Origin of the sequence: Paenibacillus sp. FSL H7-689, from assembly GCF_000517905.1 — a bacterium.
GTDB classification, from domain to species: domain Bacteria; phylum Bacillota; class Bacilli; order Paenibacillales; family Paenibacillaceae; genus Paenibacillus; species Paenibacillus amylolyticus.
Genome location: NZ_ASPU01000057.1, coordinates 79,951 through 98,465, shown reverse-complemented (window position 1 = coordinate 98,465; position 18,515 = coordinate 79,951). Strand labels below are relative to the sequence as shown.

The 18,515-nt window shown below is 46.2% G+C and carries 17 protein-coding genes; 14 read left to right on the top strand and 3 right to left on the bottom strand.

The features are described 5' to 3' along the window. Positions 1–141 precede the first annotated feature (141 nt). The 6 genes from C170_RS25415 to C170_RS25390 all read left to right on the top strand — a co-directional run bounded on the left by C170_RS25415 (position 142) and on the right by C170_RS25390 (position 6,092). Entirely contained in the window at positions 142–960 is an 819-nt protein-coding gene (locus C170_RS25415) for a MerR family transcriptional regulator (protein ID WP_036616076.1), read from the top strand. Positions 961–984: 24 nt separating this feature from the next. Then, positions 985–2,157: an MFS transporter gene (locus C170_RS25410; protein WP_036615506.1), complete on the top strand. Its 1,173-nt coding sequence runs from the start codon at positions 985–987 to the stop codon at positions 2,155–2,157. A 229-nt stretch (positions 2,158–2,386) separates the two neighbouring features. Then, positions 2,387–2,971 carry a TetR/AcrR family transcriptional regulator gene (locus C170_RS25405; RefSeq protein ID WP_235200832.1) on the top strand — a complete coding sequence of 195 codons (585 nt, stop codon included), beginning with the start codon at positions 2,387–2,389 and terminating at the stop codon, positions 2,969–2,971. 159 nt (positions 2,972–3,130) lie between these two features. Beyond that, on the top strand, positions 3,131–4,000 hold the full coding sequence (locus C170_RS25400) for an NAD(P)-dependent oxidoreductase (protein WP_036615503.1): 870 nt from the start codon (positions 3,131–3,133) through the stop codon (positions 3,998–4,000). A gap of 29 nt (positions 4,001–4,029) precedes the next feature. Next, positions 4,030–5,082 (top strand): LLM class flavin-dependent oxidoreductase, encoded by a 1,053-nt coding sequence (locus tag C170_RS25395; protein WP_036615501.1) that lies wholly within the window; start codon positions 4,030–4,032, stop codon positions 5,080–5,082. 56 nt (positions 5,083–5,138) lie between these two features. After that, entirely contained in the window at positions 5,139–6,092 is a 954-nt protein-coding gene (locus C170_RS25390) for an alpha/beta hydrolase (protein WP_036615499.1), read from the top strand. A gap of 139 nt (positions 6,093–6,231) precedes the next feature. On the opposite strand, the gene C170_RS31430 is transcribed toward C170_RS25390, so the two are convergent. Then, positions 6,232–6,384, bottom strand: coding sequence for a hypothetical protein (locus C170_RS31430; RefSeq protein WP_235200844.1), 153 nt, complete (start codon positions 6,382–6,384; stop codon positions 6,232–6,234). On the opposite strand from C170_RS31430, the gene C170_RS25385 reads away from it, so the two are divergent. After that, positions 6,313–6,492 (top strand): ROK family protein, encoded by a 180-nt coding sequence (locus C170_RS25385; RefSeq protein ID WP_235200841.1) that lies wholly within the window; start codon positions 6,313–6,315, stop codon positions 6,490–6,492. The two genes, C170_RS31430 and C170_RS25385, sit on opposite strands and share 72 nt — an antisense overlap. A gap of 194 nt (positions 6,493–6,686) precedes the next feature. Here the strand turns inward: C170_RS25385 and C170_RS25380 are convergent, their stop codons facing one another. Then, positions 6,687–7,496 carry a helix-turn-helix transcriptional regulator gene (locus C170_RS25380; protein ID WP_036615494.1) on the bottom strand — a complete coding sequence of 270 codons (810 nt, stop codon included), beginning with the start codon at positions 7,494–7,496 and terminating at the stop codon, positions 6,687–6,689. Between the two features lie 135 nt (positions 7,497–7,631). Between C170_RS25380 and C170_RS25375 the strand changes: the two genes are divergently transcribed. Next, complete coding sequence (locus C170_RS25375; RefSeq protein ID WP_036615492.1) at positions 7,632–9,053, top strand: family 43 glycosylhydrolase; 1,422 nt, start codon at positions 7,632–7,634, stop codon at positions 9,051–9,053. 122 nt (positions 9,054–9,175) lie between these two features. Here C170_RS25375 and C170_RS25370 read toward each other — a convergent pair whose 3' ends face one another. Next, the gene (locus C170_RS25370; RefSeq protein WP_036615489.1) at positions 9,176–10,090 is read right to left on the bottom strand and encodes a helix-turn-helix domain-containing protein; all 915 of its coding nucleotides are present in this window, start codon (positions 10,088–10,090) and stop codon (positions 9,176–9,178) included. A 216-nt stretch (positions 10,091–10,306) separates the two neighbouring features. On the opposite strand from C170_RS25370, the gene C170_RS25365 reads away from it, so the two are divergent. The 6 genes from C170_RS25365 to C170_RS25340 all read left to right on the top strand — a co-directional run bounded on the left by C170_RS25365 (position 10,307) and on the right by C170_RS25340 (position 18,499). After that, positions 10,307–11,182 carry a fumarylacetoacetate hydrolase family protein gene (locus C170_RS25365; protein WP_036615486.1) on the top strand — a complete coding sequence of 292 codons (876 nt, stop codon included), beginning with the start codon at positions 10,307–10,309 and terminating at the stop codon, positions 11,180–11,182. A 21-nt stretch (positions 11,183–11,203) separates the two neighbouring features. Beyond that, positions 11,204–12,670 (top strand): alpha-ketoglutaric semialdehyde dehydrogenase GucD, encoded by a 1,467-nt coding sequence (gene gucD / locus C170_RS25360; RefSeq protein WP_036615482.1) that lies wholly within the window; start codon positions 11,204–11,206, stop codon positions 12,668–12,670. Positions 12,671–12,686: 16 nt separating this feature from the next. Then, the gene (locus C170_RS25355) at positions 12,687–14,663 is read left to right on the top strand and encodes a YjhG/YagF family D-xylonate dehydratase (RefSeq protein ID WP_036615479.1); all 1,977 of its coding nucleotides are present in this window, start codon (positions 12,687–12,689) and stop codon (positions 14,661–14,663) included. A gap of 62 nt (positions 14,664–14,725) precedes the next feature. Then, complete coding sequence (locus tag C170_RS25350; protein WP_081746049.1) at positions 14,726–16,360, top strand: glycoside hydrolase family 43 protein; 1,635 nt, start codon at positions 14,726–14,728, stop codon at positions 16,358–16,360. A 271-nt stretch (positions 16,361–16,631) separates the two neighbouring features. Then, entirely contained in the window at positions 16,632–17,855 is a 1,224-nt protein-coding gene (locus tag C170_RS25345; RefSeq protein ID WP_036615476.1) for a sensor histidine kinase, read from the top strand. Next, the gene (locus tag C170_RS25340) at positions 17,852–18,499 is read left to right on the top strand and encodes a response regulator (protein WP_036615473.1); all 648 of its coding nucleotides are present in this window, start codon (positions 17,852–17,854) and stop codon (positions 18,497–18,499) included. The genes C170_RS25345 and C170_RS25340 overlap by 4 nt, the downstream gene beginning before the upstream one ends. Positions 18,500–18,515 lie beyond the last annotated feature (16 nt).

The window sequence follows — 18,515 nt, the reverse complement described above, 5'->3', positions numbered from 1 at the left end:
CTTACCCATAACAGCAACATAGAGTGATGACAAGGACGGTGATTGATTTAGCTATAAAAATGAGAATCATATACACCCTTGACTTTCCCCTGTACGGGAAACTATATACTCGCATTATGTTAAAAGATTGGAGATGATATGTTGTTCAAAATCAGTGCGTTTTCCAAGCTAAGTAGGGTCTCATTAAAAACACTGCGTTATTATGACCAAATTGGCATACTTAAGCCGAGAAAGGTAGATCACGATACGGGTTACCGTTACTATTCCGCAGATCAGCTTCTCGAGCTTAACCGAATCTTCATTTATAAAGAATTGGGGTTCACGTTGCCACAAATCACACAGCTGTTACAGGAACATATTACGTTGGAGAATATTCAAGGCATGTTTAAGCTGAAAAGAAGCGAAATTCAGCAGATTATCGATACGGAACAAGCCAAACTTGTCCGGATTGAGGAACGCATGCAGCTTATAGAGGAAGAGGGGCACGTCGAAACTGGACAAGAAATTCGAATCAAAGAGGAGGGTGCTCGGCAGTTTCTTTTTCAGACAGGGTGCGGGAGGGAAGAGGATATCCCGAGTTTATTTCATCAGTTTGATCAATCATTAACAAAAGAAATGCGCCAACTGATCGACGGACCTCAGGTTGTTTTGTGGAAAGAAATCGCAGGACAAGAGGAAGAGTTCGAGTTTGAAATAGGTTACTTCTTAACCTGTGAGCTGCGATCACCTCCCGACCCATTTCAACAGCGGACTCTTCCTGCCGAGCCCATGATGGCCACCATAGCTTATCGTTCCAATGCCATCTTTGCCTGTAAAGCCTGTGTTCATCTAGCTACATGGATTGAGAATAATAACTATCAGATCAAGGAGAACGGAGCTGGTAGGGAATTATATTTACCCTTATCTCAAGAACAAGATGTACAGTTTATAGAAATACAAATTCCAATACTAAATAGATAACTAGAGAAGACGGAGTGGATTAAAGTGAAAAATAAATGGATTATATATATCTTGGCATTGGCTGTTTTTCTGATTGGAACCCTTGAATACATTATTACAGGAGTCATTGAAATGATCGCCTCAGACTTGAGCGTATCTACTTCCGAAGTGGGTTTACTGGTGACTGTATTTGCTCTGGCAGCGGCCATTATCGCTCCGATTCTCATTGCAATTACAATAAATATGGATCGCAAGAAGTTACTGTTGTCCGCCCTCAGTGTGTTTATTGCCAGCAACGGACTTATGCTTGTTGACCTTTCTTATGAAACTTTACTATGGGTGCGAATTATTCAAGGGGCTAGCGGAGGAGTGGCTACCGTAGTAGCGATGGCCGTATCGACACGACTGGTTGAAAAAGAAAAAAGGGGCAATGCCATCGGCATCATTTTGATGGGGCTAAGCAGTTCGCTAGTGCTCGGTGTCCCATTGGGCACATTTTTTAGTGAAATGTTTGGATGGAGAGTTCTATTTATATTCATTGGATTGTTAAGTGTTCTTCCATTACTTATTATCTACAAAAAGGTTCCGGCAATCAAAGAGGAAGAAAAGATCACGCTCAAAATGCAACTCTCCATTTTAAAAAATCCACTCATTCTGACTGCCTTGCTTATTACATTATTGTATATCGGCGGCTATTCGACACTGTTCACGTATATTACGCCTTTCTTGCAAGCTACATCCACTCTTACCATGACAGAGATAAGCGGTGTTCTGTTTCTCGCGGGAATTTGCAGCTTTGTCGGATCAAAAGTGGGCGGACAATTGGCAGATGCAAAGGGATCAAAGTTTACAATCTGTCTAGGCCTTCTGTTACAAGGCGTAACTCTTCTTTTGTTTGCTCTAGCTGGAGTTAATCTTATCATGTTAATCTTGGTTTTAATGATTTTTATGTTAGCAACGTGGAGCATATCTCCGGCCCAGCAACTATATTTGGTTACACTGGCACCTCGTAATCCCGACATTGCCCTTAGCGTAAATACGTCATTTATCCAATTTGGTTTTGCACTGGGTTCTGGATTAGGTGGGATTGTGATCAGTCGTTCATCTGTCATGTATTTGAATTGGTTGGGTTTTGGAGCTGTAGGAATTGCTTTCCTTCTTGCCATACTGCTATTTAAGAAATCGAGAAGCAGGACTGGAACTCCAGATCCAGTGTAATTTCAGTGATGGGTAATTCTTGCTTATGAGTAAAATAAAAAGAGGATCTCTTCAGCATTTACTGCTCAAGAGATCTTTTTGGTGTATAACAAAGTTAATATTTTTGGAGTTAGATGTAAAATATAGCCCATATATTATTCAATGGATAAATTTTTAATAACGATTAACAACCGGCAAAATTCTTTTCTGGACTGATCAGTTCAGATATGTTATATTTCTGAAACGGGAGGTGTTACTTATCGCCAGGACTAAAGAATTTGACAAAAATCAAGCGTTACACGAAGCGATGCTGTTGTTTTGGAAAAAAGGATACGAGGCTGCTAGTATACCGGATTTACTGGAAGTGATGGGCATTAGCCGATCCAGCCTTTATGATACTTTTTCCGACAAGCAAACCTTGTATAGAGATGCCCTGGAGCATTATAAAAAAGGGAGTTCCAATAAACAGACCATTCTTGAACAAGCGTCCAACGTTAGAGAAGGAATTCTTCAATTTTTTGAGTATCATATTGCTTCAGCATACGATACCAGCCTACCGGGCGGATGTTTTGTAACAAATACAGCAACAACATTGGAGTCACCAGATGAACAGATAAATGTCTTGATACAGACTAGTTTTTCGGATTTGGAACAAGCATTTTGCGAGCTTTTGGAAAAGGGCCAACAATCGGGAGAGATAGATAAAACAACAGATATCAAAACATTGTCTTATTTATTGCTGAATTTACATCAAAGCATAAATATTATGGCCAAAACAGGTCAAAATCCAGAACGTGCAAAAGAGATGATTAGCTTTGTAATTGCAGGGATATAATTTTTTTTAGCAATATTGGAATGATTGTTCCGTTATTATATTCCTCATATTTTGAAGGTGCCATTTGAAAAGTATCTGCAAGACCATAATTTTTTTAATCATTCTGGAACATTCATTCCGTTATCGAAACATTCCATCAACAATAAGGAGATGCAACCAATGAAGGTATCGTTTATTGGACTTGGTAATATGGGGCTTCCAATGGCACAAAACCTGTTGAACGCGGGGTATGAATTAGTCATCTTTAATCGGACCCCTGAAAAAGCTGAACCATTAATAAAACAGGGAGCACGGTATGTCCAAACACCTCTAGAGGCAGCGAAAGAAAGCAATCTTGTAATTACCATGTTATCTGATGATGCTGCTTTGAGAGAGATTGTCGAGGGACCAAATGGAGTTCTGAACGGATTATCTGAAAATGGAATTCACGTATCTGCCAGTACGATCAGCGTAGATCTGGCTCGAAAATTATCCGCTTTGCATGCGGAGAGACACCAGCACTTTGTGTCTGCCACCGTAATGGGGCGCCCGGATGCCGCTAAAGCAGCTACATTGCGCATTATTTTAGCTGGTCCGGAACATGCAAGACAACGAGTACTTCCCATGTTAACAGTACTAGGTCAAGAGATATTTGAGATTGGGGATCATGGCGAAGAAGGTAACATTGTCAAAATAGGCGTTAACTTTCTAATTGCTTCAATGCTGGAAGCATTGTCGGAAGCGCAGCTCATGGTTGAAAAGCACGGCATTAAGCCGTCCCGATATATGGATGTTGTGAATGCTCTTTTTCAATCTCCGGTATATCAGAACTATGGAGCGATCATGACCGAACAGCGATTTGAACCAGCCGGTTTTAAAATGACGCTCGGGTTAAAGGATGTTGCATTAGCTATCGAGGCAGCCAAGTCAGTTCAAGCTCCACTCCCTTTAGGTCAGCTTATTCATCAACACCTCTCTGAAGGAATTACCCATGGTTATGGTGAGTTGGATTGGACGGCTTTAATCCGTTGTCTTGAGCATTCCTCTTAAGGAAAGAAAAATATAAGGAGAGATTAATTATGGAAATAGGTGTTACTTCATTCGTAGAAACAAAGCCTGATACTAAGACCGGAGTTGTGATGAGTCACGCACAGCGATTGCGAGAAGTCGTGGAAGAAATCGTCCTTGCAGATCAGGTAGGACTTGATGTGTTTGGCATAGGTGAGCATCATCGTGATGATTATGCAGCATCTTCACCAGCAATGGTGTTGTCCGCTGCCGCGCCCCTCACAAAACGGATTCGATTGACAAGTGCTGTGACGGTCCTATCTTCAGCAGATCCTGTCCGTGTGTTTCAGGATTTTGCCACGCTTGACGGTCTCTCCAATGGACGTGCCGAGATTATAGCGGGTCGAGGTTCCTTCATTGAGTCCTTTCCACTGTTTGGTTATAACCTGCATGACTACGAGGATTTATTTAATGAAAACATTGAATTGCTTCTTAAATTACGGGAATCCGAGAAAGTAACATGGAATGGAGGCCATCGACCAGCGATACATAATCTGGGGGTATACCCGCGTCCTGTTCAGAATTCTATACCTGTATGGATCGGTAGCGGAGGTACTCAGGAGTCTGCCATACGTGCTGGAATTCTAGGTCTGCCACTTGTTCTTGCAATTATCGGTGGTAATCCAACGAAATTTGCGCCACTTGTAGAACTGTATAAAAAGGCGGCAACTCATGCTGGTCATGATGTATCACAGCTTCGGGTAGGTTCACATTCTATCGGATTTGTTGCAGAAGATACAGAAAAGGCCGCAGAACTCTTTTTCCCGTCCACTCAGTACGGCATGAATAAACTCGGCAAAGAGCGGGGGTGGGCATATTACGATCGTTCCAGCTATGACGCTGCCCGCAGCTCTGATGGTGCGTTGTATGTAGGGGATCCGGAAACAGTTGCTCAAAAAATTATTCATCTGCGCAAGCATGTAGGAATTACACGTTTCATGATGTATGTTCCCTTAAGCACGATGCCACATGAGTTGGTAATACAGGCTATAGAACTGCTCGGTAAAGAGGTTGCACCGCGAGTACGAGAGGAAATTTCCAAGTGGGAAGCTGAAATGAGATAAGGATTAACTAAAAAACATAAATGAACGAATTCATTATTATATTTGGAGGAATTATCATGAGTATTGAGACACGTATATTACCAGAATTAAGAGAGGTATATTCACAATTTCCAGGGTTTGAATTGGAGAAAAATTTAGAGTGGAGCAGAAACTTAGTATCGGCTGCATCGGTGAAAAAATCAGAGCATGTAAACACAACTAGCCGGAAAATTCCGAGGGATGGAGGTGAGATGCTGGTCAAAATTTATGAGCCAGCCGAACGAACGAATGATTTACTACCAGCCATGTTATGGATTCATGGGGGTGGGTACGTGTTAGGACATCCAGATATGGACGACAAATTGTGCGAACGTTTTGTTCAGACAGCAGAATGTATTGTCGTATCAGTCGATTATAGGCTCGCTCCTGAGCACCCTTATCCTGCGGGGATTGAAGATTGTTATGCTGGATTGGTATGGATGACGGAGGAAGCAGCAATGCTTGGCATTGATGTTAATCGGGTTGCGATTGCCGGTGCTAGCGGTGGCGGAGGACTGACAGCAGCACTCGCGCTGATGGCACGTGATAAAGGAGGTCCGTCTATCATCTTCCAAATGCCATTGTATCCGATGTTAGATAATCGTAACATCACGCCATCTAGTCATGAGATTACAGAAGAGGGTTCAATCTGGAACCGAACGGACAACTTAGCTGCTTGGAATATGTACCTTGGTGATGAGAACGATGTCATTGAAAGTTCTTCTTATGCAACACCTTCTAGAGCAGAGAGCTTGGCCGGATTGCCGCCAGCCTATACTTGTGTAGGTCAGCTCGATCTATTCCGGGACGAGACGATGAAGTATGTGGCACGACTAGCACAAGCAGGTGTGGATGTTGAATTTCACCTCTATCCAGGTTGCTTCCACCTTTTTGAAATTCTTGCTCCAGAAACAGAAGTGAGTCAACGCACTGTTCAGGGTTATATGGATGCAATGGCTCGTGCACTTCATCCCAATAGAACCCTTAATTAAGGATTGATGAATCAGAACCTTTTAGGTTAAATAAAATTTATAATAGGAAACTTTATGTCAGAAGAAGTCACTAAATTAGTGACTTCTTTTGTTTGGAGATATAAGTATAGATAAATAATCCAAAAAGTTCGAAATGGGGTTAAGCTCCAGGATTCCAATCAGGAAGACTCTTGGATTTGGTCTTTCCAATGTAATCAATCTGTTCAATCCAGAAGTGATTATTGTTGGTGGAGGAATGTCGGCAGCCGGTGACCGCTTGCTGAATACAGTACGTGACACGGTTAAAAATCATGCATTGCATCTCTCATCCGGTGTATGTCCTATCGTACAAGCAAAGTTAGGTGGGCAAGCAGGAATGATCGGCGCGGCTGCATATGCAAAAAATAAGATGCCATTATAAGGTATCACAATATGATAATTGATCAATCATGCTTGAGAATATGTCATTGCATCATACAGTCTAAAACCTTAACTTAAAATGACAGCAGAGAACGCTAACAACCTCGATGACGTTTATACCGATTAAATGGCTAAAGTATGTAAACGCCTATTGGACAGAGTGGGAATTTTTCCATTGATCTAAGTACATCCCCCTTAAAAGTGAGATTTATATCCCAACTCTGTTAAGTCAGACGGGACACCTTCATGTCGTTTATGAAACTGTTTAGGCGAGGAACCGGTCATTTGTTTGAACTGCCTGCAAAAATGCTCGACATTACGGTAACCGCATCGATCGGCAATCTCTGCAACCGTATACAAATGATGTCTGAGATATTCTTTGGCCAAACGTATTCTGCTATGAATAACATCCTCCATACACGAGAGGCCAAACGATTTCTTGTACATCAACTGCAGGTACCCCGGACTGACGTTTATGATCTTCGCCATTTCTGATATTGTCCAAGGATGGCTGGGATGGTTATGAATTGCCGTTCGAAGCTTCAACAGAGGATAGTGCTGAGGACTAATATCCTCTTGGACACAAGACTCAAGCAATTTATTGAACAAGGTTCGCAGCAGGCAATTGATGGATGATTCCCGGTAATCGTTCTGAAAAGAATGCTCTGCAACAAGCAATTGGAACAGCTTATGACAGTATTCCGGATCATCCAGCGGGAAAGGTGTGCCTAGCGGAAGGGAGGTATCGGTTACAAACGGTTCATCACTTTCAAAACGAATCCAATCATTTATATAGCGCTCTGAACAAGCCCGGTAATATATTTTTTGATACGGTTTGAAAAGTACAGCACAATGAGCCGGGTATTCCTTAAGTTGTCCATCAACCCAAAACTGGGCAGGGGTCTGTGTAATGACTAATAACCAGGCATCATGTCCTTCAGGGATATCAAAAACAAAATGATTCTGATGTACCGCGTCACATTCAACGTAAAAAATAGATGTCATGGTTCTTCCCCTTTATATTTAAGTTGTAGAAAAGAATAACCCATACTCTACTTAAGCTATTTTCTATTATACGAGAGTTATCTTTATTTCATAGAACGAATGTACTATTACGATGATATGAGGAGTGTAGCTGGAATGAACAAGCAGGGGTTCAACCCATATCTTCCATCCTGGGAGTACGTACCTGATAGTGAGCCTTATGTATTCAATGAAAGAGTGTATGTGTATGGTTCACATGACCGTTTTAACGGACATGCCTTCTGTCTGAACGATTATGTATGCTGGTCTGCACCCGTGAATGACCTGGGGAATTGGAGAAATGAAGGGGTGATCTACCGAAAAACAGATGACCCGCTGAATCCGAATGGCCATATGTGTTTATATGCGCCAGATGTTACGCTGGGTCCCGATGGGCGGTATTATCTGTATTATGTGCTGGATAAGGTACCCGTTGTTTCGGTGGCTGTATGTGATGCACCTGCCGGTAAATATGAATTCTATGGTTATGTACAATATGACGACGGCACTCGTCTGGGCGAAAGAGAAGGGGACGAGCCCCAGTTCGATCCCGGCGTGATGACTGAAGGACAGCACACTTATCTGTATACCGGCTTCTGTGCGGCCGGAGACCAATCAAGACATGGCGCGATGGCCACGATGCTAGGTCCGGATATGCTGACGATTGTGGAAGAACCCATATTCGTAGCACCGAGCGAGCCTTACAGTGAGGGCAGCGGTTATGAGGGCCATGAATTTTTTGAGGCTCCTTCCATCCGGAAGAGAGGTGATACCTACTATCTGGTGTATTCCTCCATCGTTATGCATGAATTATGTTATGCCACCAGTCGATTTCCAAATAAAGGATTTACATATCAGGGCGTCATCGTAAGCAACTGTGATCTCCATATCGACTCCTACAAACCTGCTGACAAACCCATGTATTATGGAGGCAATAACCATGGCAGCATTGTGGAGATCAACGGAGACTGGTATGTCTTCTATCACCGTCATACCAATGGGGACGCATTCAACCGGCAGGGCTGTATTGAGAAGATATCTTTTGAAGAGGACGGCAGCATTCCTCAGGTGGAAATGACCTCCTCTGGTCCAAGTGGGAGACCGCTTGAAGGGAAAGGCGAGTACCCCGCATATCTTGCATGTAATCTTTTGACCAAAGATGATCAGAAGTACACTGGAGGTTTCGGGGCAGGAGCCTGGCTGGACAGCCGCTTTCCAAAGATCACCCAGGATGGTAGAGACGGTGATGAAGAAGTCGGATATATCGCCAATATGGTTGAATCCGCAACGGCAGGTTTTAAATACTTTGATTGCCGAGGAATTCGCCAGGTCTCGATCAAGGTACGGGGATATTGTCACGGGGTATTTGAGGTCAAAACCGCATGGAACGGTCCTGTCCTGGGTACAATCCCGGTACATTTCACCAATCATTGGAAACCCTATTCAGTCGAGATGACCATTCCGGATGGTATACAGGCTTTGTATTTTACGTACAGAGGTTCTGGAAGTGCAAGCCTTGCATCATTTATTTTAGCGTAATCCTCAAACACATGATCTGAGCAATCCAGACAAAACAAAACAGCTGCTGGTCATCCAGTAGCTGTTTTGTTGACCGATCAGCCTATGCGGCTCAGACAATTGGGGGGGTTATGATTAAACTTTTAGTCATCCACAACGTTGGCTTCTCCTGCCTGCTGCGAATGGCTGCGATATTCGCTTGGCGCGATGCCTGTCCACCGCTTGAACTGGCGGCTGAAATGCGCATTGGTCTTATACCCCAGCATCATCGCAATATGGTCTATGTTCAAGTCGGTTTGCTTTAACAGCCGCTGCGCTTCGTTCAGAAGGGTTTCGGATAGAAACTTGCGTGGAGCGATGCCGTATACCTCCCGAAAAATACGATTAACCTGTGACGGGCTTATGCTCAGCGATTTGGCAATGTCCTGAATCCAGGTTCGATCGCTCTCCTGAATTTCCCCGTGAAGATGGATATACCTTACCGAATCCTCAATGTGCTCAGCAATCTGATGGGCAATGGTTTCTTTTCTCGACAACGTAACGGAGGCTTGCTGAGATAACTGACCGACCAGGGAACCGAGCAGTTCAAACACGGCGGCATGTACCTTCATTTGTTTGGAGGAAGATAGTGAGCTAGACAAATGCTCTGTGGACAGGCCATACAAAGTAGACAGGGAAGGGGAAAGCCCCAGAGCCAAATTCGAATTTGCCGGATAATAGATGTCTTTGCAACGGTTAAGTTCTCTGCAAAAGGATGTATCGTGTATGCTGAAATGCACGGAAAAATAAGTGAACCCCTCCGGTCCGGCTCCGGTGCAAGAGTGGGTCATACCAGGCCGGATGAACAGAAGGTCGCCAACCGACTGCCGATAAGACTGCCCGTTGACAACCATGTTCATCTGCCCGTCCATCATCCAGTGGACTTCATACATTGAATGTTCATGAGACGGATAAGTCCAGCTGGAATCTACCTTTCTTGCATGCAGCCCCAATAATTGAAAAGACATGCGAACATCGGGTAGACGACCTAAATACACAGCATCCGAAAGCTTGGTCACAGCAAACCAACCCCCTTGTACTATTCTATATTCCAACATCCTGTCATCGGAGTGTCCTCGTAAATTATCTTTAGTTTAATGGATCTAACCTCATCTTAACAGAAAAAAATGCGTGAAAAGGGTAAATCGTCGGAGTGATTAGAACATCGTCATGAACCATAGCGGGTGCTATGGTAGTATTATCAACCCGATGGGGAAAAATGGAGGCAAGCTTGAATGAGAATTATTCGATTTCTGGACGGACAACAGAAGTGGCTGGCAGCCGTTACGGATGATGAACAAGCCTATCGTTTGCCACAAGCAGATTTTATGACTTTGATCCATCAAGCAAGAAAGCAGGGGATTTCTCCAGTTCAACTTGTTGAAAGCGCTTTTAAACCGTTAAACAAGTTAACTGACGATTGGACTTCCTTACATCTAATCACTCCATTGGAAGCTCCGGAAGTATGGGCGGCGGGTGTGACTTATCAGCGCAGCCGGGAAGCGCGAAATTATGAAGCAACGGAAGGCAAGCTGGATGCAAAGACCTTTTACGATAAAGTTTACGATGCCGAAAGACCGGAGATCTTTTTTAAATCTACAGCAGCCCGCACCGTCGGGCCCAATGAGGCTGTCACACTTCGCAGCGATTCCAATTGGCAGATCCCTGAGCCGGAGCTGGGGTTGGTGCTTTCCGGGGATGGCAGCATTGTGGGATACATCGTTGGCAATGACATGAGCTGCCGCGATATTGAAGGGGAGAATCCGCTGTATCTACCGCAAGCAAAAATGTGGCGCAATTCCTGCTCGATAGGGCCAGCCATTCGTCTAGCGGAAACGGTGCAGAATCCATATGCGTTCAGCATCGTCTGCGAAATATATCGCGAAGGTGAAATAGTTGTCAAAAGCGAGGCAAGCACAAGTGAGTTAAACCGAAAACTCGATGAGCTGGTCTCTTTTCTGGCCAGAGATAACGATCTCTTTGACGGTACGGTGTTATTGACAGGAACTAGCATTGTGCCACCTAATGATTTTACACTTGCACCCGGGGACCGCATTGAAATATCCATTAGCGATATCGGGACACTTATTAATCCAGTCATTTCAAACTAATGTACAAGGAGGATGAATGCGATGACCACATTTCAGGTAGAGCAGACATACAGCAATTACATTAACGGAGAATGGGTGAAGGCGACGTCCGGTGAAACCGAACCGAGCATCAACCCGGCGAATCGGAAGGAGGTAGTTGGCTACGTACCCACCTCAGGCGTAGAGGATCTGAACCGGGCTGTTGCAGCCGCGAAGGAAGCAGCAAAAGATTGGCGGAGGTTATCGGGCGCGGAACGCGGGAACTATCTATTTCAAGCAGCCAATGTGCTGGAACGCCGGGCCGATGAAGTTGCAGAGGCGATGACCAGGGAAATGGGCAAAACACTCCCAGAAGCTAAAGGAGAGACACTGCGCGGTGTAGCAATCTTAAGGTATTACGCCGGAGAAGGCATGCGAAAAACTGGGGATGTCATTCCATCAACGGACAGCGAAGCACTGATGTTTACGACTCGCGTACCCCTTGGCGTTGTTGGGGTTATTGCTCCTTGGAATTTCCCAGTAGCCATTCCGATTTGGAAAACGGCTCCGGCCTTGATTTACGGCAATACGGTTGTGTTGAAGCCTGCTCAGGAAACTGCGGTCACTGCTGCTAAAGTAATGGAGTGTTTTGAAGAGGCGGGCATTCCGGCAGGCGTTCTTAATCTGGTATGCGGCAGAGGCTCAGTGATCGGATCTGCACTTGCTGAGCATCCGGATGTGGGCGGAATAACGTTCACAGGTTCCAATGAAGTGGGCAAACGGGTCGGCGGCGCAGCACTGGCACGTGGGGCCAAGTATCAACTTGAAATGGGTGGGAAAAACCCGATTATTATCGCGGCTGACGCCGACCTGGATTTGGCTGTGGAAGCCACGATCAGCGGTGGGTTGAAATCGACCGGGCAAAAATGTACGGCCACCAGCAAGGTCATTATTGAACGAAAAGTATATGATGCCTTCAAAGAAAAGCTGCTCTCGCAAATCCAGGAAATTCGGCTGGGTGACGGCATGTCTTCTGGAAGCTGGATGGGTCCATGTGCAAGCGAAGGACAGCTCAATACCGTGCTGAGTTATATTCAAAAAGGCCAAGATGAAGGTGCCGTTCTGCTCACTGGTGGAAAAAGAGGGGACCGTCCGGGATTAGAAGAGGGATTCTATGTGCAGCCGACCGTATTTGAAGGGGTCGAATCCCATATGTCCATCGCCCGGGAAGAAATCTTTGGCCCGGTTCTGGCCTTGATTGCGGTAGATTCCCTGGAGGAAGCCATCGAAGCGGCTAATGATAGCGATTATGGCTTGAGTGCTTCCATCTATACACAGAACGTCGGAGCCATGTTGTCTTTCATCCGGGACATGGATGCAGGACTGGTCAGAATTAATGCAGAAACAGCCGGCGTAGAGCTGCAGGCTCCGTTTGGAGGAATGAAGATGTCAAGTTCACACTCCAGAGAACAGGGGCAAGCGGCTATCGAGTTTTTCACGGCCATCAAAACGGTCTTTGTGAAGTCATAAACTGTGGGAGGCTATCATGTACGAACAGATTACGTCGATTATGGGAGAGACCGCGTCCAACTGCTTCGATATCATAGCACATGCTCCAGGGGCTGCCGGACGTCTGCCTTTAACGGATGATTTGCTGCGGAATGCTCCAAGCGGCGACTTGTTCGGCATGTCCCAGAATGTTGGAATGGGCTGGAAGCCCGGGGAATTGAACGGAAAACAATTTCTGATCTTGAGTACACAAGGTGGCATACGCAATGAAGACGGCAGCCCGGCAGCACTCGGTTACCATACGGGCCACTGGGAGGTCGGCCTGCTGATGAAGGCTGCCGCAGAAGAACTGTCAAGCCGGGGAGGAATCCCGTTTGCCGGATATGTCAGCGATCCGTGTGACGGCAGATCACAGGGGACGACCGGCATGTTTGACTCGCTTCCGTACCGGAACGATGCCGCTATGGTATTTCGCAGACTGATTCGCTCGCTGCCAACTCGTAAAGGCGTGCTTGGTGTCGCCACTTGTGACAAAGGTCTTCCAGCGATGATGCTCGCACTTGCCGGCATGCCGCAATTGCCTGGTGTAATCGTTCCCGGTGGCGTCACACTTCCGCCTACCGACGGAGAGGATGCCGGTAAAATTCAGACCATTGGTGCACGGTACGTCAACGGGGAACTTTCTCTGGAAATGGCGTCGGATTTAGGATGTCGAGCTTGTGCTACACCGGGAGGAGGCTGTCAGTTTCTAGGTACCGCGGCTACGGCCCAGGTTGTAGCAGAGGCACTGGGTATGACAGTGCCTCATGCCGCGCTTGCACCTTCCGGGCAGCCCATCTGGTTTGAAATGGCGCGCCAATCGTCACGTGCACTCATCCATATGGAGTCACAGGGGATGAGGATGGAAGACATTGTCACCGATGCATCCATTCGCAATGCGATGACCGTTCATGCCGCGTTTGGCGGATCGACCAATCTGCTTCTTCACATACCGGCGATTGCCCATGCCGCCGGTTTAACCGTACCCACGGTACAGGACTGGATACAGGTCAACAAAAATGTTCCAAGGCTGGTTAGCGCCCTGCCAAACGGACCGATCTTTTATCCGACCATACGTGTCTTTCAGGCAGGAGGTGTACCGGAGGTCATGCTACACCTCAGACAGCTTGGTCTGTTGGATGAGTCTGTACCAACGGTTACAGGTACTTCATTGGCTCAGGTACTGGACTGGTGGGAATCGTCGGAACGCCGTCATCTCATGCGGAAGCAGTTAAAAGAGCAGGACGGCATTGATCCGGACAGTGTCATCATGAGTGTAGAACACGCTCAGCGGCTTGGAATCTCATCGACCGTAACATTTCCAACCGGGAATATCGCTCCAGAAGGTTCTGTCATCAAATCCACCTCTATTGATCCTGCTGTGCTGGATGAGCATGGCGTATACCGTCATCGTGGCAGAGCAAAGGTGTTTACCACCGAACGTGAGGCGATCCATGCGATTAAGACCGGAGGTATTCTGGCTGGCGACGTTGTTGTGCTTCTCGGGCGAGGTCCATCGGGAACTGGAATGGAGGAGACGTACCAGCTTACATCTGCGCTTAAACATTTGCCTTTTGGCAAATACGTGTCACTGATTACGGATGCCCGGTTCTCCGGTGTTTCCACCGGAGCGTGTATTGGTCATGTTGGCCCCGAAGCGCTGGCAGGCGGACCGATTGGCAAGCTGCGGAACGGAGACCTGATTGACATCGCGGTTGATCGTAACACGCTGGAGGGTAGCATTAACTTTGTCGGAGAAGGCGAATTGGAGTTTTCACCGGAGGAAGGTGCTCTCATCCTGGCACAAAGGCCCTTTCATCCAGATATGAGGCCTGATGAGGCTTTGCCGGATGATACAAAGCTCTGGGCTGCATTGCAATCGGTCAGCGGTGGGACTTGGAGAGGGAATGTATATGATGTAGAGCGGATCGTAACCGCCCTGGAAGCCGGCAAAAAAGCGCTAGGCTGGTACTGATATCTACCTTTCGTGAATCTGCTGTTGTAGTGATCATTACTTTCATACCGGAGGTTTCTTCCATGAATAAGATCAAGAAAATGATCACCAATCCCATCCTGCCCGGTTTCCATCCCGATCCGTCCATATGCCGAGCAGGGGAGGATTATTATATCGCCACTTCCACCTTTGAATGGTTCCCTGGTGTACGAATTCATCATTCCCGGGATCTGGTTCATTGGCGGCCCATCGCTTCTCCGCTGACTCGTGTAACGCAGTTGAACATGGAGGGCAACATTAATTCCGGAGGCGTATGGGCACCCTGTCTTAGTTACAACAACGGTGTGTTTTACCTGATATACACCGATGTCAAAAGCCGGGTAGGCGCTTTTAAAGATACCCACAATTACCTTGTGACAGCAACGGATATCGAGGGACCTTGGTCCGAGCCGCTTTATCTGAACAGCAGCGGTTTTGATCCTTCCCTGTTTCATGATGAAGACGGACGTAAATGGCTGGTCAATATGATATGGGATCACCGTAAGGGCAAAAACCGGTTTGCAGGCATCGTTCTTCAGGAATATTCCGTCCAGGAACATAAGCTGATCGGACCGGCCGTTAATATATTTAAGGGAACAGAATTAGGCCTGACCGAAGCACCCCACCTGTATAAACACAACGACTATTATTATCTCATTACGGCTGAAGGTGGAACCGGTTATGAGCATGCGGTTACCGCAGCACGTTCCCGTACGTTACAAGGTCCTTATGAGGTCGATCCTGTCAATCCGATCCTCACTTCATACGGCAGACCAGATTTAGCTCTGCAAAAGGCAGGCCACGGTAGTCTGGTCGAAACGCATACCGGCGAATGGTACATGGCTCATCTGGTCGGACGACCCGTTCATCACAAATATTGCATTCTTGGACGTGAGACCGCACTTCAGCCATGTACGTGGAGTGAGGACGGCTGGCTGAGACTTGCGAGCGGTGACCGATATCCGGAGGTTCAGGTGCCTGCACCGATGATCCAGTCCCATCCGTTTGAGCCGATTGCTGAAATGGATGACTTTGATCACTTTGATCACTTTGATCACTTTGAGCTTCGGCATGATTGGAATACACTTCGCATTCCACCCGATTCGACTTGGCTCAGCTTGACGGAACGTCCCGGTTACATACGATTGCACGGCATGGAGTCGATGAGTTCAACGCACAGGCAAAGCATGATCGCACGGAGACTTCAGGCCTTGAAGTGTGAAGCCGAGACGTGTCTGGAATTTGCGCCGGACCATCCACAGCAAATGGCCGGATTGATTTTGTACTACGATACCCAGGACTATCTCTACTTACGTGTAACTTATCATGAGGAGAAAGGGCTCTGCCTGGGGATCATTCAGTCCAAATACGGGGTATACGACGAACTGCTGGAGGATATTCCGCTAGAGTTGGTGAGCACGCTCCGTTTAAAGGTTGTGGTGGATCAAGATCGCGCCCGCTTTTATTATGCGTTAAATACTGATTCATCCTGGAATACAGCAGGCGAGTGGGTTGATATCACACATCTGTCCGATGAATCTCCAGAGTATATCCGGTTTACGGGAACCTATATCGGTCTTTGTGTGCAGGATCTAGGTGGAACCCGAAAACATGCCGATTTTGATTACTTTAAATATAAAGAAACAAAGCATGCAGCTGGTGTATTGGAAAACATGTGACGGTCTTTTTGGAAGGAGCAGAGGACCATGAAATGAAATTGGGTAGTATAGCAGCAGAATAGAGGAATACATGCTCACAGAAGAAATGGATGATGGGATAGTGCGGGGCGGTAAGGCTGCGTGGAATTGTGACGATTCTGCTGGGGCTGGACTTCGAGACACTTCGTACATTAACATAGATGGAGTGAGTCAATGATCGGTACAGTAATGTACCGTTTTTTTGTGTTTAGAGAGATTGTTTTGAGATAGTACTTGATAGAGGTGATCAAGCATGAGTGATTATTCGAAAGACAAACCGTATACAAGCTCCCGATCTGATATTCAAAATGTTCTGCGTGATTCTCGTCTGCCTGCTTTGATCTGGGGTATTCTGATTTATTTTTCTGCATTGTACTCCCAGCTACCGATGTTGCCCACATGGTTTGAATTTATGATGTTTACAGCTCTCATTCTGGTTCACGTTCTGCTGCATTGGTATGCAGGATACGTTGTCGATCGAAGACCCTGGATTTATTTTGTGACACAAGGATGTATTGTCTGGGGGTGTGCGTTATTCATGCCTAATGCTCATTCTCTCATTTTTGTAAGTCTATTGACGGCTTTGGCCGGTCAGAGTATTGGCGTATACGCTCAACGGATGAAGGTGCTTCTGGTATGTACCTTTTACTGTACCTTGTTTTCTGCCTCCCTGGTTTGGCTCGGGACTACCGAGGATTTGCCATCTACAGTACCATCGCTCTTCTTCATCATGTTTTTCGTAATCGGCTATGCTGCTTTGTTCTATAAACAAGTTCGTGCCAAATTGCGGACCCAGTCGTTTTTACGTGAATTGGAACGAGCGCACAGGAAAGTGGAGGAGCTAACGATTGCCAATGAACGTCAAAGGATGGCCCGTGATTTACATGATACCCTTGCACAAGGGCTGGCAGGTCTTATCATGCAGCTTGATGCCGTGGATGCGCATTTAGAAAATGATAATAACCATCGTGCCCACGAGATTGTTCAGTTGTCAAAAGCCCAAGCAAAGCGCACGCTTTCAGAAGCGAGAAGCGCAATTGACGACTTGCGTTCGTATTCTGCAGAGGTCATAGATATTTCTAAAGCAGTGAAGGAAGAGGCTGAACATTTCTCACATATAACAGGGATTCGTGTTGTCACTCGGTTATCGATGCCCCATCTGGTGGTGCCGAAGTTGATCTTCGAACATAGCTTACATATCATCCGAGAATGCTTGGCCAATACAGCTAAATATGCTAATGCTACGAATGTAGAAATCGTGGTTGCTGCACGGGAAAAGGAAGTCGAGCTAAACATAACGGATGACGGAATAGGGTTCGATACCAACCTCATCGAGAAACAATCCGGTAGTTATGGTTTAATTGGTTTATATGAACGAACTCGAATTATGGACGGGGAGATCGAAATTGAAAGCGGAAAGCAAGGAACCCAAGTTTCTGTTCGCATCCCATTACAGCAGGAGGAAACCAACGCATGACAATCAAGATTCTTATCGTGGACGACCATTTCGTCGTTCGGGAGGGACTTAAGCTGATCCTGGAAACCAATCAAAGGTACGAGGTAATTGCAGAAGCATCTAACGGTAAGGAAGCGATTCGACGGGTAGATACTTACAATCCGGACATAATTCTATTGGATTTAAACATGCCTGAAATGGGCGGCCTGGATACCATGACAGCGCTCAGAGCTAAAGGAATGGATATACCGATCATTATTTTGACTACATATAACGAGGATGAAATGATGATCCGCGGGCTGGCTTTAGGTGCTAAAGGGTATTTGCTAAAGGACACGGGAAGAGAGATGATATTTCGCTCGATTGATGCAGCGATGCGGGGGGAAACGTTGCTACTTCCGGAGATCAGCGAGAAAGTATTTGCTCACAAGACATCAGAAAAGGCGAAAGAGTCATCCTCCGCGAGGATATCTCTTACAGACAAAGAGCTGATCGTGCTTCAAGCAATTGCCCGTGGCTCTCGAAGTAAAGAGATCGGCTTTGATATGGGCATATCCGAACGGACTGTAAAGACTCATTTAACGAGTATTTACAATAAATTGGGTGTGGATTCGAGGTCGCAGGCCGTCGCCGTCGCGGTAGAGCGTGGAATATTGCATTTATAATCAAACATTTCATAGA